General features: G+C 66.2%; 15 protein-coding genes. 6 read left to right on the top strand and 9 right to left on the bottom strand.

What is annotated here, in order from left to right; translation table 11 throughout:
* Positions 1–2: 2 nt before the first annotated feature.
* The 7 genes from PMES_RS14850 to PMES_RS14820 are packed head-to-tail and all read right to left on the bottom strand — an operon-like array spanning position 3 to position 5,250.
* The gene (locus PMES_RS14850; RefSeq protein ID WP_159966516.1) at positions 3–758 is read right to left on the bottom strand and encodes a flagellar biosynthetic protein FliR; all 756 of its coding nucleotides are present in this window, start codon (positions 756–758) and stop codon (positions 3–5) included.
* 2 nt (positions 759–760) lie between these two features.
* The gene (flhA, locus tag PMES_RS14845) at positions 761–2,854 is read right to left on the bottom strand and encodes a flagellar biosynthesis protein FlhA (RefSeq protein WP_159966515.1); all 2,094 of its coding nucleotides are present in this window, start codon (positions 2,852–2,854) and stop codon (positions 761–763) included.
* 1 nt (position 2,855) lies between these two features.
* Complete coding sequence (locus tag PMES_RS14840) at positions 2,856–3,674, bottom strand: lytic transglycosylase domain-containing protein (RefSeq protein WP_236549825.1); 819 nt, start codon at positions 3,672–3,674, stop codon at positions 2,856–2,858.
* 41 nt (positions 3,675–3,715) lie between these two features.
* Positions 3,716–3,985 (bottom strand): flagellar biosynthesis protein FliQ, encoded by a 270-nt coding sequence (gene fliQ / locus PMES_RS14835; protein WP_159966514.1) that lies wholly within the window; start codon positions 3,983–3,985, stop codon positions 3,716–3,718.
* Between the two features lie 32 nt (positions 3,986–4,017).
* Positions 4,018–4,347 (bottom strand): flagellar hook-basal body complex protein FliE, encoded by a 330-nt coding sequence (gene fliE, locus PMES_RS14830; protein ID WP_159966513.1) that lies wholly within the window; start codon positions 4,345–4,347, stop codon positions 4,018–4,020.
* Positions 4,348–4,389: 42 nt separating this feature from the next.
* On the bottom strand, positions 4,390–4,800 hold the full coding sequence (gene flgC / locus PMES_RS14825; protein WP_159966512.1) for a flagellar basal body rod protein FlgC: 411 nt from the start codon (positions 4,798–4,800) through the stop codon (positions 4,390–4,392).
* Positions 4,801–4,854: 54 nt separating this feature from the next.
* Positions 4,855–5,250, bottom strand: coding sequence for a flagellar basal body rod protein FlgB (locus tag PMES_RS14820; RefSeq protein ID WP_159966511.1), 396 nt, complete (start codon positions 5,248–5,250; stop codon positions 4,855–4,857).
* A 68-nt stretch (positions 5,251–5,318) separates the two neighbouring features.
* On the opposite strand from PMES_RS14820, the gene fliI reads away from it, so the two are divergent.
* From fliI to PMES_RS14805, 3 genes are all read left to right on the top strand, one after another.
* Entirely contained in the window at positions 5,319–6,683 is a 1,365-nt protein-coding gene (gene fliI, locus PMES_RS14815) for a flagellar protein export ATPase FliI (protein ID WP_159966510.1), read from the top strand.
* A gap of 80 nt (positions 6,684–6,763) precedes the next feature.
* The gene (locus PMES_RS14810) at positions 6,764–7,549 is read left to right on the top strand and encodes an SDR family NAD(P)-dependent oxidoreductase (protein WP_159966509.1); all 786 of its coding nucleotides are present in this window, start codon (positions 6,764–6,766) and stop codon (positions 7,547–7,549) included.
* A 188-nt stretch (positions 7,550–7,737) separates the two neighbouring features.
* Positions 7,738–8,571, top strand: a complete 834-nt coding sequence (locus tag PMES_RS14805; RefSeq protein ID WP_159966508.1) for a bifunctional allantoicase/(S)-ureidoglycine aminohydrolase — start codon at positions 7,738–7,740, stop codon at positions 8,569–8,571.
* Positions 8,572–8,593: 22 nt separating this feature from the next.
* Here PMES_RS14805 and PMES_RS14800 read toward each other — a convergent pair whose 3' ends face one another.
* Together PMES_RS14800 and puuE are read right to left on the bottom strand one after the other, a co-directional pair.
* On the bottom strand, positions 8,594–9,082 hold the full coding sequence (locus PMES_RS14800) for an ureidoglycolate lyase (protein ID WP_159966507.1): 489 nt from the start codon (positions 9,080–9,082) through the stop codon (positions 8,594–8,596).
* Complete coding sequence (gene puuE / locus PMES_RS14795; protein ID WP_159966506.1) at positions 9,079–10,491, bottom strand: allantoinase PuuE; 1,413 nt, start codon at positions 10,489–10,491, stop codon at positions 9,079–9,081. The genes PMES_RS14800 and puuE overlap by 4 nt, the downstream gene beginning before the upstream one ends.
* Before the next feature lie 146 nt (positions 10,492–10,637).
* Here puuE and uraH point away from each other — a divergent pair, with 146 nt between their 5' ends.
* The 3 genes from uraH (at position 10,638) to PMES_RS14780 (ending at position 13,487) form a co-directional block, all read left to right on the top strand.
* On the top strand, positions 10,638–10,991 hold the full coding sequence (uraH, locus tag PMES_RS14790) for a hydroxyisourate hydrolase (protein ID WP_159966505.1): 354 nt from the start codon (positions 10,638–10,640) through the stop codon (positions 10,989–10,991).
* 145 nt (positions 10,992–11,136) lie between these two features.
* Positions 11,137–12,366 (top strand): urate hydroxylase PuuD, encoded by a 1,230-nt coding sequence (locus tag PMES_RS14785; RefSeq protein WP_159966504.1) that lies wholly within the window; start codon positions 11,137–11,139, stop codon positions 12,364–12,366.
* Between the two features lie 173 nt (positions 12,367–12,539).
* The gene (locus PMES_RS14780; RefSeq protein WP_159966503.1) at positions 12,540–13,487 is read left to right on the top strand and encodes a DMT family transporter; all 948 of its coding nucleotides are present in this window, start codon (positions 12,540–12,542) and stop codon (positions 13,485–13,487) included.
* Positions 13,488–13,503: the final 16 nt, after the last annotated feature.

Raw genomic sequence — 13,503 nt, 5'->3', positions numbered from 1 at the left:
TCCTAGAATGTCAGGCGGCCAAGCCATTCGGCCAGTTCCGCGATCATCATGCGCAGCATGGAGGGTACGGCCACGACCATGGTGAAAAGACCCGCCGCGATCAAGACCGGTGCGGCGACGAAGAAGACCGGAAGGGTCGGCATCATCCGGTTCGCAAGGCCAAGGCCGATATTGAGCACGATGCCCAGCACGAAGAAGGGCGCGGTCAGGGCAAGCCCGATATAGAGGCTCATGGCCGATGCGCGCACCGTTTGCTCGGCCAGATCGCCCGGCATCAGGAGCCCGGGCGGAAAGACCTCGTAACTCATCAGCAGGGCACCGATCATCACATGGTGCAGGTCGGTCACGAAGATCAGGGTGGTTCCGGCCATCAAGAGCGCCGAGGCGATCATCGTCGCCCCCTCGAAGGCACCGGTATTGGGGGCGAAAGCGTTGGCCAGCCCGGAGACATAGCCGATCTGGTAGCCGGCGAATTGCAGGGCCGACATCAGGATGCGCGCATTGATCCCGATCCACATACCGATCGTCACCTCGATCGCGAAACCCGCGACCAGGGCGGAGGGCGCGCCGAGATCGAGCGGCCCGAGCGGGATCGCCGGCAGCAGGGCCGCGCAGAGGACGAGCGCGAAGAACAGCCTGTGGCGCACCGGGACCTGGCGGTCGCCGAAACCGGGAAGAAAGACCATGACGCTGCCAATGCGCGCGAAGACCATCGCGAAGCCCATGATCTGCACGGTCATGAACTGCGCGAGATCCATGCTCAGCCGCCGATGGTGGCGACGGTGCGCAGCGAGGCCTTCCGGTGGATCTCGCTATGCGAGACGATCTGCGTCAGGGGGCTGACGCGTTCGAGCATCGAGCGCACGAAGCTGCGCACCTCGGGGCTGACGAGAAGCGCGGGCCATTCGTCCTCCTGCGCGAGGCGCTGGATTTCCTTGCGGGCCTGGAGGACGAATTCCTGCACCCGCTGCGGTGACATCACGAAGTTGCGCTCATCGCCGCTGACCCTGACGGCCTCGATGAATTCCGACTCCCAGGCCGGCGACATGGTGATGACCGAGATGAAGCTGCTGTCGCCGGCAAGTGCATTGCAGATCTGATTGGAGAGCTTGCGCCGGACATGCTCGGTGATCTTGACCACGTTGGAGCTGTTGCGGCCAACCTCGGCGATCGCCTCGATGATCAGGGGCAGGTTGCGGATCGAGACGCGCTCGGCCAGCAGCGCCTGCAGGACATGCTGCACGAGGATGACCGGGGAGGGTCCCGACAGGTCGGTCACGAGTTTCTGGTAGTTCCGGTCGAGCCCGTCGATCAGCGCTTGCACCGAGGCATAGGTCAGAAGCTCGGGCATGTGCTCCTTGATGACCTCGGTCATGTGGGTGGTGATCACGCTCTCGGGATCGACCACGGTCAGACCGCGCCGCTCTGCCTCGGCCCCGAAGCCCGCATCGACCCAGACCGCGTCGAGCCCGAAGGCCGGGTCCTTCGTGGGGGTGCCGGGGATCGTCTCGCCCTCCCCGGGATTGAGCACCATGAGACCGGTCGCCTTGATCTCGCCGCGCACCGCTTCGACACCCTGCACGCTGATTGCGTATGTGCCGGAGGGCAGGGCGGCGTCGTCCTTGATACGCACCGAGGGGATGACGAAGCCGAACTCACGCGCGAAAAGCTTCCGCAGGCTCTTGACCTTGCCCGGCAGGACCGACGTGTCGTTGCTGATCAGAGGAACGAGGGAGCTGCCCACGTCGAGGCGCAGATCATCGATCCTGATCGCGTCCTTGAGCTCGTCCTCGGGCGTCAGGGGGATTGCCTCGGGGCCGGCGCTGGCGCGGCGGGCCTCGGCTTCCTGCGCATCGCGGGCCTGGCGCTGCATGTAAATCCCCAGACCGGCCATCAACGCGGCCATCAGCACGAAGATCAGGACGGGAAAGCCCGGAAGCAGGCCGATGCCGAAGAGCAGGACCGACGCCATGTAGAGCGCCTTGGGAAACCGTGCAAGCTGCGCCAGCACCGCCTCGTTCGCCGCGCCGACGGTGCCGCCCTTGGTCACGATGAGACCGGCGGCGATCGACACGATCAGGGCGGGGATCTGGCTGACCAGACCGTCGCCGATGGTCAGGGTCGTGTAGAGATCGGTCGCTTCCCCGACGCTCAGCCCATGCTGGATCGTGCCGATGAGGATCCCGCCGATGACGTTGATCAGCGTGATGATGATCCCCGCCACGGCATCGCCGCGCACGAATTTCGCCGCGCCGTCCATCGCGCCGAAAAAACCGCTCTCGTCCTCGAGCTCCTTGCGCCTGCGGCGCGCCTCGTCCTCGTCGATCAGCCCCGTGCCGAGATCGGCGTCGATTGCCATCTGCTTGCCGGGCATCGCGTCGAGCGAGAAGCGGGCGGCAACCTCGGCGATGCGGGTCGAGCCCTTGGTGATCACCATGAAGTTGATGATCACGAGGATCGCGAAGATCACCACCCCGATCACGAAGCTTCCGGCGACGATGAAGCGCGAGAAACCCTCGATCACGCCACCGGCGGCGCCCGGGCCGGTATGGCCCTCGCTCAGGATCAGCCGTGTCGAGGCGACGTTCAACGACAGGCGCAGCAAGGTGACGACGAGCAGGAGCTGCGGAAAGGAGTTGAACTCAAGCGGGCGCGGAATCCACAGGGCCACCATCAGGATCAGCGCCGAGATCGAGAGGGAGATCGCGAGCCCAAGATCGAGCATCACCGGCGGGAGCGGAACGAAAAGCACCGCAAGCACCATGGCCACGCCTACGGCGAAGCCGATATCGCGGTTGGCGAGACCGGCGGAAAAGAGACCGCCCCCAAGCGGACCCGTTTTCTCTCCGTTCATCTCAATCTCCCCTGGTGAAGACGGGCAGGATCGGCCTGATCGCCTCGCTGCTGTAGATGCTCCGGCGCTCCGCCCGGCCCGTGCCGGTCCCGCTCGACCAGAAGCCGCTGCCACGGGGCTGGGCGGCGGCCCGGCCGGATGTGGATGCGTGCGCCCGCGGGGGCACGGGAGCTACGGCGGTCTCGGCGCGGCGCGCCATCGCCCTGAAGGTCTCGATGCGTTGATTGGCCAGGCGCAGGTTGCTCTTGAGCGATGTGAGGTAGATCGCCTGCTTGTCGGGTGTCACCGAATGGTACGATCCGGCGGCAAGCGACCAGTCGCCCGTCTTGCGGTGCAAATCCTTGAGAAACCGCGCGGCGTAATCGGCGTTGAGCCGGGGGTCGAAGCCTTGGCGCGCATCGGTGAAGGCGTCGGGATGCCAGCGCATGTTGATCTGCATGCAGCCGACATCGATGGAACTGATGCCGGCGGCGCGCCGCTCCCCGATCCAGCCGAGCGCGCCGTCGACGGTATCGAAGATGCGCCCGACGCCGGCGGCGTTGACCGCCCAGGGCCAGACGGTGAGCTCACCGCGATGCGTGCGCCCCGCCTCCTGCAGTCCGATGCCGAGCAACAGGTTGTCGGGAATCCCGTGCCGCAACTGCGCCTTGAGGATCTCGCGCACGCAGATGCCGCCGGCCGGATCGGGACCGTCATCCGCGGCACCGGGCCTCGCGCCGGTGGGCGCGGCGGGTTCCGCGGCCGGTCCGCCATAGAACCCGGTCCATGCCGAGGCGGGCAGCGCCGCGAGCAATCCGCAAACCGCGATGAAGGCCGGCACGGCCCTTGCGCGCCAGCGCCCCAGTGGCCCGCCCCTCCGCATCACACGGCGCCCCCGACGATGAGGTCGAAGACCCGGTCCGACAACCCCTTGAGGATGCCATACATGAAAGGCAGGCTGAAAAGCAGCGTCAGAAAGATCACCACGATCTTCGGCACGAAGGTCAGCGTCATTTCCTGAATCTGCGTCAGAGCCTGGAAAAGAGCGATGGCAAGGCCGACGCCCAGCGACAGCGCGAGCACGGGCGCCGACGACCACAGGACCGCCAGCAGCGCGTCCGAGAGGATGTCGTAGGTGTCGGCTTCGTTCATCGCGGTTCCGTCCGGGCCAGCATCGCCCTGCCTCAGATCGGCATGCGCAGGATTTCCTGGTAGGCGGCGACGAACTTGTCGCGCATCGAAACGGCCATCTTCACCGTCGTTTCCATCTCCATCGTCGCCTCGACGACCTGCTGCGTGGTGATGTCACCGCGCAGGCCGGCCACCGCCGCCGCGTCGCCCGCGCGCACCGTCTCGACCGCGCTGGCGGATGCTTCCTTGAGCACGTCCGAGAATGAGGGGCCGCCCTGCGCGCGCGCGGGATCGGGAAGGTTTGCCGTCTGGCCCGCGAGATCCTGGGAGGAGCGGTAGGCACCGCGTGCCAGACTGGAGGAGATGGTGGAGAATTCCGACATGGTTCAAGACTTCTTCTTGGGGGAATTTCGGGTTGGAAAAGGCTACTTCAGAAGGTCGATGATCTGGCCGCGCATCCGCCGCCCTGCCTCGAACATGTTCAGGTTCGCCTCGTAGCTGCGCGAAGCCTCGCGCATGTTCGCCATCTCGAGAAGCGGATTGACGTTAGAGGCCTTCACGAAGCCGTTCGCATCCGCCGCGGGATGGGCCGGATCGAAGAGCAGGGTGAATTCGGAGCGGTCCTGCGCGATGTCCGAGACCTGCACCATGCTCGCACCGCTTTCGCGGTCCAGCATCTCCTCGAAGCTGATGATCTTGCGCCGGTAAGGGTCGGAGCCGGGGGTCGTGCCCTTGGTATCGGCATTCGCGACGTTCTCCGAAACGACCTTGAGCCGCTCGCTTTGCGCATGCATGCCGCTCGCGGCGATGGAGATGATGGATTTCAGCGCGTCCATGTGCCAATCAGTCCTCGTTTCAGCGGCACGCAAGCCACGCGCCGGTCATGCCGCTCAGCGCAGCCCCGATATCGCCACCGCCAGAAGGTCGTGGCCCTTGCGGTAGAGTTGCGTTGCGAGACGGTAATTCTCGGTGATCTCGTTCGACTTGATGGATTGCTGCTCGAGCACGACCGTGTTGCCGTCCATCGTCGTCTCCCAGGCCGCGGCATCGTCGCTCACGCGCAGATTGCCCGGTCCGGCGGAGCCTGCGATATGGCGCGCATCCGTCACCTGCATGCCGCCGCCGCGCGTGCCGTCGAGCATGCTCGAGAAAGAGGCGGTCTCCTGCGCCTTGAAACCCGGCGTATCGGCATTGGCGATGTTCGCCGAGACGACCTGCTGGCGCGTGCCGAGGTAATCCATGCGCTTCGATGCCGTGTCGAAGAAAGATAGTTCACCAAGTTTCATTATGTGTTTCCTTGCCGCTTGAACATGGATAGCATGTATAGTCTGAGCTGGCTACCGGATATTTGTCCATGCATACCACATTCTCGGAACTGTCGAGCGTCGCACGCGGGCTGACACCTGCGAAGGTGAGCGGGACTGTCGCCGCCATCACGGGCCTGTCGCTTACCGTCGCGGGGATGACGCGCGCGATGGGGATCGGTCAGAGATGCCGCGTCCATGGCGCGCGCGGCCCCATCCTTGGAGAGGTTGTCGGGATCGACGAGCAGGGCACGCATGTGTTGCCATTCGGCACCTGGGACGGGGTGGCGGCGGGCGACCGGGTCGAGCTCAGCAAGGATGGCGCCATGCTGCGTCCCGATGACAGCTGGATCGGCCGCGTCGTTGACGCGCTCGGGCAGCCGCTGGACGGGGCGGGCCATCTGCACGAGGGCAACCTGCCGCGTCAGGTGAAGGCCGCGCCGCCTTCCGCATTTGCGCGGCGCCGCGTCGGGGCCAAGCTCGATACCGGGATCAAGTGTTTCGACATCTTCACGCCGCTCTGCCGGGGACAGAGGATGGGCGTCTTCGCCGGCTCCGGCGTTGGCAAATCCTCCTTGATGGCGATGCTGGCACGGCGCGCGGAGGCGGATGTGATCGTCGTCGGCCTCGTCGGTGAGCGCGGACGCGAGGTGCAGGATTTCATCCAGGAAGACCTCGGGGCGGAGGGCATGGCCCGCGCCGTGCTCGTCGTATCGACCGGTGACGAGCCCCCACTGATGCGCCGGCAGGCGGCCTGGACCGCCACGGCGGTGGCCGAGCATTTCCGCGACCAGGGCAAGCAGGTCCTGCTGATGATCGACAGCGTGACCCGCTTTGCCATGGCGCAGCGCGAGATCGGGTTGTCGGGAGGTGAGCCGCCGACATCAAAGGGTTATCCGCCAACGGTCTTCTCCGAACTGCCGCAACTGCTCGAGCGAGCGGGTCCCGGAACCGGAACAGCCGGCGACATCACCGGCCTCTATACCGTGCTCGTCGACGGTGACGACATGAACGAGCCCGTCGCCGACACGGTGCGCGGCATCCTCGACGGACATGTGGTGCTCGACAGGGCCATCGCCGAGCGTGGCCGCTACCCGGCGGTGAACCTTCAGAAAAGCATCAGCCGGATGCTTCCCGATTGCCATAACGCCGCCGAATACGCGGTGCTGCAGGCCGCCCGCCGGGTTCTCGCGAAATACGGCGACATGGAGGAGCTGATCCGCATCGGCGCCTACCGTCCCGGAACGGATGCCGAGACCGATGCCGCGATGCGGTTCCACGCGCCGGCCGAAGCCTTCCTCAGTCAGCGCAAGCACGAGTCGATGCCGGCCGACCAGTCCTTCGCCGAGATCTACCAACTGCTGGGGCAGGCGAATGTCGACGTGGTCCTGCCCAAGGTGCCGGCGGCTGGATGAGCGGGCTTGCGCCCTTCGCGCGATCCGTCATCATCCCGCCAGCGGCGCGGTAGGGGACGCGCCGGAACGGGGAGATGGGCATGAACCAAGCGAGCACGCGGCGTTTCGAGGGGCGCACGGCGCTGATCACCGGGGCGGCCGGCGGGATCGGCTCGGCAACCGCACGCCGTCTGGCGCATGAGGGCGCGCGGCTGGTTCTGGCCGACCTGCCATCGGACGCGTTCGACGCCCTTGCCGGCGAGCTGGGGGCGCGGGCCGTTCCGCTCGACGTGACCGACGAGAGCGCCATCGCGTCCTGCGTCGCGCAGATCGGCGCCACCGAAGGGCGCCTCGATGTCCTGTGCAACAATGCCGGACTCCTGGGCGGGCTCGACCCTGCGGATGCGGGAGACGCAGGGGACTGGCGCCAGGTGCTCGAGGTCAACCTCCTGGGCGCCGCCACGCTGACACGTCACGCCGCCGCTCTCCTGCGCGCCGCGCGCGGTTGCATCGTCAACACCGCCTCGGTCGCCGGGATCCGTTCGGGCGCGGGGGGCAATGCCTATTCGGCCAGCAAGGCGGGGCTGATCAATTTCACGATGACGGCTGCCTGCGATTTCGGCGCGGCCGGGATCCGGGTGAACGCGGTCTGTCCCGGTCTCATCGAAACGGGAATGACGAGGCCCGTCTTCGATCACGCCAGGGCGACGGGCAAGGAGGACCGCCTCGGCGCGCGCTGCGAGCTGCGCCGCTATGGCCGTCCCGAGGAGGTCGCGTCGGTCATCGCGTTCCTTGCCTCCGACGATGCCAGCTACATCACCGGCCAGGCGATCGCGGTGGATGGGGGGAACACGGCATCGCTGAACCTGCCGGGCATGAAGTTCTAGGTTCAGCGGGATTGCTGTCGGCAAATCCGAGCCGCTCATGAATGACCGGTAATCAGGATTATGTGACTATAAGGACGGCAGCCGCGATCCTTCGGCATGAGGGACACCGGGCTTGCCGGCAATGCGGGTTTCGGGCGGCGGGCCGGAGCGTCATATTGCGTCAGGTCACGATCATGGGGAACACGACAATGCCGGCAGACTACTATGCGCCACATGGGGGGCATCCGGGTCAGGAACAGCTGCTGACCGATCGCGCGGTCTTCACCGATGCCTACGCGGTCATTCCGAAGGGCACGATGCGCGACATCGTCACCAGCTTCCTGCCGGGATGGACCGACACGCGCCTCTGGGTGCTCGCCCGTCCGATGACCGGGTTCGCGGAAACCTTCTCGCAATACATCATGGAGGTTCTGCCCGGCGGTGGATCGACCGACCCTGAACCCGATGCCGGCGCGCAAGGGGTGCTCTTCGTCGTCGAGGGGACCGCCCGCCTGGATGTGGATGGCGCGGTGCACGATCTTGGCCCCGGGGGCTATGCCTATCTTCCTCCCGCCATGAAATGGAGCCTTCGCAACGAGGCACGGGATGTCCTGCGTTTCCACTGGATCCGCAAGGCATACAGTCCCGCGCCCGGTCTTCCGGCGCCCGACGTGGTGATCGCGAACGAGGCGGAGATCGCGCCGACCGAAATGCCCCGAACGAAGGGCGCCTGGTCCACCACGCGGTTCGTCGATCCGCAGGACATGAGACATGACATGCATGTCACGATCGTGACATTCGAGCCCGGCGGCGTGATCCCCTTCCTCGAGACCCACGTGATGGAGCATGGGCTCTACGTGCTCGAGGGAAAGGCGGTCTACCGGCTGAACGCCGACTGGGTCGAGGTGGAGGCTGGCGACTTCATGTGGCTGCGCGCCTTCTGTCCGCAGGCCTGCTACGCTGGGGGGCCGGGCCGCTTCCGCTACCTGCTCTACAAGGACGTGAACCGTCACATGGCGCTGCGTCCCCGAGCGGGCGCGTGAAGCGCCGATCCGCGCCGCGGCTTCAGGCGGCGACGATGGTGTAGGGCGTCTCGAACCAGTGCTCCTCGAGATTGGCGCCAGCGCCGATCCGGTCGATGACCGCGAAGAGCCCTGGAGCATGCAGCGGCGTCAGCACCCCGTGCCACACACCGCGCCGGTAGTTGATCCCCTGCCCCGGCGCGGTGATGAAGGCGCGGGGCCGTCCCGGACGCCCCGCCTCGTCCGGCGCGACGATGACAAGGAACGGTGCAAGGCTCATCGGCACGAAGGCCTGGCTTCCCAGCGGATGCCGCTCCATCATTTCGAGTTGCAACGGCAGGGCGCGCGGAACGCCGTCAAAGAGGCTGATACCGGCGCGGCCATCCTCGAAGTCGAGCGCGGCGCGGTCGTGGTAGCGTGCGCAGAGCCCCTGGTTGATGCGCTTGTCCGGGGCGCCCTGCGTGTCGATCACATCGCCGAACCGCGCGAATTTCCGGCGATCGAGCGCGCTTGCCGCAATTCGCGCGCTCATGTGCCGAGCAACCCGGCAAGGCGCAGCTCCGCGATCCGTTCGACCTGCCGGCAGGCTTCGGCGAACTCGGCTTCGCGGTCATTGTGCAGCCGGCGCTCGAAGGCCGCGATGATCCCCGCCTTGTCGTGATCGCGAACCGCGATGATGAAGGGAAAGCCGAACGTCGCGGTATATTCCTCGTTCAGTCGCATCAAGTGGGCGCGCTCGTCATCGCTGAGTGCGTCGAGGCCGGCGGCAGCCTGCTCCGCGCTCGATGCCGCTGTCAGGCGCCTGGCCTGCGCAAGCTTGCCCGCAAGATCGGGATGCGCCCGCAACACCCCGAGGCGGCGTTCGGCATCCGCGCGGCGAAAGATGCGGACAAGCGCCCCGTGGAGCCCCGCCGCGCTGTCGTGATGCGGTCCCATCTCGGCGTCATGGGCGGCCTGCGCGATCCAGGGGCTATGCTCGAATACACCGCCGAAAGCCTCCACGAAACTGTCCCTGTCCATCTGCGAGGGGCGCGGACCGCTTCGGGGCGGATGGGCGCGTCTCCAGTGATCGGCGATCTGCGCACGGCTCGCGAACCAGACATGCTCGTGCCGCCGCATGTGATCGAGCGCCCGCTTGAGGGCGATGGCCCGGCCGGGCCGCCCGGCTATCCGGCAATGCAGCCCGATCGACAGCATCTTCGGCGTTCCTGCGCAGCCTTCGGCATAGAGCATGTCGAAACTGTCCTTCAGGTAGGTCTCGAATTGCATGCCCTCGGTGAACCCCGCCTGGATGGCGAAGCGCATGTCGTTGCAATCCATCGTGTAGGGAACGATCAGCTGCGCGTGCCCGCCGGTCTCGACCCAGTAGGGCAGATCATCGGCGTAGCTGTCGGCGATATAGGCGAATTGCCCCTCGCTGGCGGCGATGGCGACCGTGTCCATCGAGCACCGCCCGGTATACCAACCGCGCGGCCGGCTTCCGGTGACCTCCTCGTGCAGCCGGATCGCCGCGCGGATCTCGGCGCGCTCCTGCTGCGGCTCCATCTGCGCATGCTCCACCCATTTCAGACCGTGACTGGCGATCTCCCAGCCAGCGTCCTTCATCGCCGCGACCTGCTCGGGCGCGCGCGCAAGGGCGGTGGCAACACCGAAAACCGTGACCGGCAGCTCTTTCAGGAGACGGTGCAGCCGCCAGAAGCCTGCCCGGCTCCCGTATTCGTAGAGCGATTCCATGTTCCAGTGGCGCCGTCCCGGCCAGGGCTGTGCACCGGTCATCTCCGACAGGAAGGCCTCCGACGCGGCATCGCCATGCAGGATGTTGCTCTCCCCGCCCTCCTCGTAATTCAGCACGATCTGAACGGCGATCCTCGCGCCGTTCGGCCAGTCCGCGTGAACGGGATGCGGACCATGGCCGCTCAGATCTCGGGGGTAGCGCTGCATTCGGGTCACCTCGGGTTCGCGTCACATGATCCATGGAACGAATTGGCGCCGTTGCAAAGCATGGCGGGCGATAAAGCGGCATTGCGGCTTTGTCACGGAGCGCCCCGGACGGCTAGGATGGAGCGAACGAAACAGGATAGCGATTCATGACAGGATACCTGACGACGCATGTGCTCGATACCGCGCGCGGTTGTCCCGCCGCGCAGATGACGATCGAGCTTTTCGGCATCACCGGCGATGACCGCACCTTGCTGCGGTCGATGACGACGAACGAGGACGGGCGGACCGAGACGCCCATCCTGCCCCGCGCGCAATTCGCATGCGGTGAGTACGAGCTGCTGTTCCATGCCGGTGCCTATCTCGACCGGACGGACGCCGCCCCGCAGACGCCGCGCTTCCTTGGACTGATACCGATCCGTTTCGCCATGTCGCAGGAGGCGCATTACCACGTGCCGCTCCTGCTCTCGCCCTTCGGGTATTCGACCTACCGCGGAAGCTGACCGCGGGGGGAAAGGGAACACGCGCGGCCGGGCCGCGCCCGACCCGCGGCGCGTCCCGCCTTGATGCCCGGCCTGCGTTTCTGCACAACACGTCAAGGACAAGGTCCGGCCCATTCGGTCCGGGCACGCGGCGGGAGGGGCCGGCATGTACGATCTCGCGATCATCTGGGACTGGATCGCCTTTGCCGTGCGCTGGCTGCACGTCATCACTGCGATGGCCTGGATCGGCGCATCCTTCTACTTCATAGCGCTCGACCTGATGCTCAAGCCGAGTGACGCGCTGCCGCGCGGGGCCCATGGCGAGGAATGGGAAGTCCATGGCGGCGGGTTTTATCATACGGTCAAGTATCTCGTCGCGCCCGATCGTCTTCCCGATCACCTGACTTGGCACAAATGGCAAAGCTACGCGACATGGCTGAGCGGCGCGGCCCTTCTGATGATCGTCTACTGGGTCGGCGGCGAGCTCTACCTCATCGATCCCTCGCGCGCGCGGCTCGAGCTGTGGCAGGGTATCGTGATCTCGGCGGCGTCGCTGACGCTTGGCTGGCTGGCCTATGACGCGATGTGCAGATCGCGGCTCTCGGATCGGCCGTCCCTTCTGATGCTGCTCCTTTTCGGCATTCTCGTCGCAATGTCATGGGGCTATCACCAGGTCTTCACCGGCCGGGCGGCGCTTTTGCACCTGGGTGCCTTCACTGCAACGATCATGACCGCGAACGTCTTTTTCCAGATCATGCCGAACCAGCGCATCGTCGTGGCCGATCTCAAGGCCGGGCGCAGCCCCGACGCGAAATACGGCAAGATCGCCAAGATCCGCTCGATGCATAACAACTACCTGACCTTGCCGGTGGTCTTCTTGATGCTGTCGAACCACTATCCGCTGGCCTTCGCGACCGAGAATGCGTGGATCATCGCGGCGCTGATCTTCCTCACCGGCGTCACGATCCGCCACTACTTCAACACGCGGCACCGAACCGGGCGGGGGCCGCACTGGACCTGGGCGGCGACGGTGGTGATCATGCTCGTGATCGCGTGGCTTTCGGCGCGGCCCGGCCCCATCCTTGCCGAGGAGGACGTGGCCCTGACCCCAAGGCAGTCGCAGCTTGCCAGTGCCGACGGGTTCGAGGAGGCTTACCTGGCGGTGATAGGTAACTGCTCGATGTGCCATGCGCGCGAGCCCTCATGGGAAGGGCTGCGCTGGCCTCCGAAAGGAGTAATCCTCGAAACGCGCTCCGATGTGGCGCGGCACGCGGCTCGGATCTACCTGCAGGCGGGCCGCACCCATGCCATGCCGCCCCCGAACGCGTTCAACATGGACGAAAAGGCCCGGCAGCAGATCGCGGCATGGTATATCGGCGCGCGGCGCGAGAGATGAGGCGCCGATACGCGCCATCTTGCACCGCGCGGAACACGAAGGTTGACCGGGCCCTGCCGAGATCCTAGAGCGGACTTGTCCATGGTGATGGCGTCACCTGGCACCCCCATACCCTGTCCTGAACGCCCGGAACTGTTCCGGCACCGCGCGGCGGTGCCGTCGGAGGATTTCCCATGTCCATCGCCACGTCCGTTGCCGCAAGGTCCGCCCTTCTCGACAAGCGTGCCGGAATGCTTGCGATGATCGTCGCCATGGCGCTTCTGCCGCTCGGCGATTCGATCTCCAAGAGCCTGACGGCCGTCGCCACCCCGATGCAGGTCACCATCTGGCGCAGCCTCGCGCAGGTGGCCTTCTTCATCCCGGTGGCCTTCGTCTTCCGCGCGCAGCTTCGCGGCCCCGTGCTGACGCCGATGTCGCTGATGTCGGCGCTGATGATCCTGACCGTCACCTTGTCGCTCGTGACGGCGTTCGAAGCGATGCCGATCGCCACCGCGATCGCGATTTTCTTCGTCGAGCCGCTTCTGCTGACACTCCTGGCCGGTCTCTTTCTCGGAGAGGTCCCCGGCCCACGGCGCTATGCCGCCGTCGCCGTCGGGCTGATCGGCGCGCTCATCGTCATCAGGCCCAATCTCGCCGCGTTCGGGCCGGTGGCCCTGCTGCCGCTGCTGGCGGCACTTGCCTACGCGCTGAACATGATCATCATGCGCAAGGCGACGCGGCGGCAATCGGCCCTCGGCTTCCAGTTCGGCGCCTCGCTCTTCGCGGGCGTCATCGTCCTGATCGTCCAGGGGGCGCGGTGGGCGCTTCTTCCCGGCGCCGCGCCATCGGTCCTGCCGGGCTGGGTGCTGCTGATGGTGATCGGCGCCGGAGCCCTCGCGATGATGAGTTTCCTGCTGATCACCTTCGCCTTCTCGCGGGTCGAGGCGAGCCTGCTCGCGCCCTTCCAGTATCTCGAGATCGTCGGCGCGATCGCCGTCGGGTTCGTGATCTTCGGCGAGATGCCCGACGGGATGACGCTGCTGGGTGCCGCGATCATTCTCGCCTCCGGCGCCTACGTCTTTCACCGCGAGCGGCAGAACAACGTCGAGGCAGCGACGGCGGATGCGGCGCGCGATCGCTGAGGCGGCGGGGGCCGCT

It is taken from the genome of Profundibacterium mesophilum KAUST100406-0324, from assembly GCF_009835145.1.
GTDB classification, from domain to species: domain Bacteria; phylum Pseudomonadota; class Alphaproteobacteria; order Rhodobacterales; family Rhodobacteraceae; genus Profundibacterium; species Profundibacterium mesophilum.
Note: the sequence above shows the minus strand (reverse complement) of the source record. Positions and strands in the feature narration are given on the sequence as shown.

Excerpts from the sequence above, each read along its gene's own strand:
- PMES_RS14805 (WP_159966508.1), top strand. The coding sequence starts at position 7,738 with ATGCCGGCAGACTACTATGCGCCACATGGGGGGCATCCGGGTCAGGAA.
- flgC (WP_159966512.1), bottom strand. The coding sequence starts at position 4,800 with ATGGACGCGCTGAAATCCATCATCTCCATCGCCGCGAGCGGCATGCAT.
- PMES_RS14810 (WP_159966509.1), top strand. The coding sequence starts at position 6,764 with ATGAACCAAGCGAGCACGCGGCGTTTCGAGGGGCGCACGGCGCTGATC.
- fliE (WP_159966513.1), bottom strand. The coding sequence starts at position 4,347 with ATGTCGGAATTCTCCACCATCTCCTCCAGTCTGGCACGCGGTGCCTAC.
- flhA (WP_159966515.1), bottom strand. The coding sequence starts at position 2,854 with ATGAACGGAGAGAAAACGGGTCCGCTTGGGGGCGGTCTCTTTTCCGCC.
- PMES_RS14780 (WP_159966503.1), top strand. The coding sequence starts at position 12,540 with ATGTCCATCGCCACGTCCGTTGCCGCAAGGTCCGCCCTTCTCGACAAG.
- fliI (WP_159966510.1), top strand. The coding sequence starts at position 5,319 with ATGCATACCACATTCTCGGAACTGTCGAGCGTCGCACGCGGGCTGACA.
- fliQ (WP_159966514.1), bottom strand. The coding sequence starts at position 3,985 with ATGAACGAAGCCGACACCTACGACATCCTCTCGGACGCGCTGCTGGCG.
- PMES_RS14850 (WP_159966516.1), bottom strand. The coding sequence starts at position 758 with ATGGATCTCGCGCAGTTCATGACCGTGCAGATCATGGGCTTCGCGATG.
- PMES_RS14785 (WP_159966504.1), top strand. The coding sequence starts at position 11,137 with ATGTACGATCTCGCGATCATCTGGGACTGGATCGCCTTTGCCGTGCGC.
- PMES_RS14800 (WP_159966507.1), bottom strand. The coding sequence starts at position 9,082 with ATGAGCGCGCGAATTGCGGCAAGCGCGCTCGATCGCCGGAAATTCGCG.
- puuE (WP_159966506.1), bottom strand. The coding sequence starts at position 10,491 with ATGCAGCGCTACCCCCGAGATCTGAGCGGCCATGGTCCGCATCCCGTT.
- PMES_RS14820 (WP_159966511.1), bottom strand. The coding sequence starts at position 5,250 with ATGAAACTTGGTGAACTATCTTTCTTCGACACGGCATCGAAGCGCATG.
- uraH (WP_159966505.1), top strand. The coding sequence starts at position 10,638 with ATGACAGGATACCTGACGACGCATGTGCTCGATACCGCGCGCGGTTGT.